This window comes from Caulobacter sp. CCH9-E1, from assembly GCF_001556515.1.
Lineage (GTDB): Bacteria > Pseudomonadota > Alphaproteobacteria > Caulobacterales > Caulobacteraceae > Caulobacter.
Genome location: NZ_LSJA01000375.1, coordinates 1 through 538, shown reverse-complemented (window position 1 = coordinate 538; position 538 = coordinate 1). Strand labels below are relative to the sequence as shown.

At 69.7% G+C, this 538-nt stretch carries 1 protein-coding gene; it reads right to left on the bottom strand.

What is annotated here, in order from left to right; genetic code table 11:
• Positions 1 to 54: 54 nt before the first annotated feature.
• A partial coding sequence (locus AX690_RS21215) for a helix-turn-helix domain-containing protein (RefSeq protein ID WP_197426936.1) occupies positions 55 to 538 on the bottom strand: 484 nt, incomplete at its 5' end.

The following is a 538-nucleotide window of genomic DNA, read 5'->3' as shown; positions in this document are numbered from 1 at the left end:
GCTCGCCCCCTCAGTCGCTCCGCGACAGCTCCCCCGCATCGCGGGGGAGCATCTTCACCCCGCCGCCGCCAGCCGTGTGTTCCCCAAATCCGCCACGCCCTCGCACGCCCCACAGCGTATGAGCGGCTCCAGTCGGGCCCCGCAGCGGTGCGTCAGGATTTCAGGACTTCCCTCGCTTCCCGCCAGCCAGCGATCGCCCCACGCCATCAGCGCCACGATCAGCGGGAAGAAGTCCCGGCCTTCCTTGGTCAGCCGATATTCCCACCGCTCCGGCCGTTCCTGATAACGGACGCGCTCCAGCATGCCGCGCTCGACCAACCGACCCAGCCGATCGGTCAGGATGTTGCTGGCGATCTTCAACTCGTCCTGGAACTCCGTGAACCGACGCTTGCCGTAGAAGGCCGCCGCCAGGACGTGGGCGGTCCAGCGGTCGCCGAGCACCTCGACGCCGCGTTCCAGCATCGGATGCAGCGGCGCGCCGCCGACGTCCTCGCCGCTGGCGCGGCGCTGCATCCGATGCTGGAACGCGGCGTCGAGG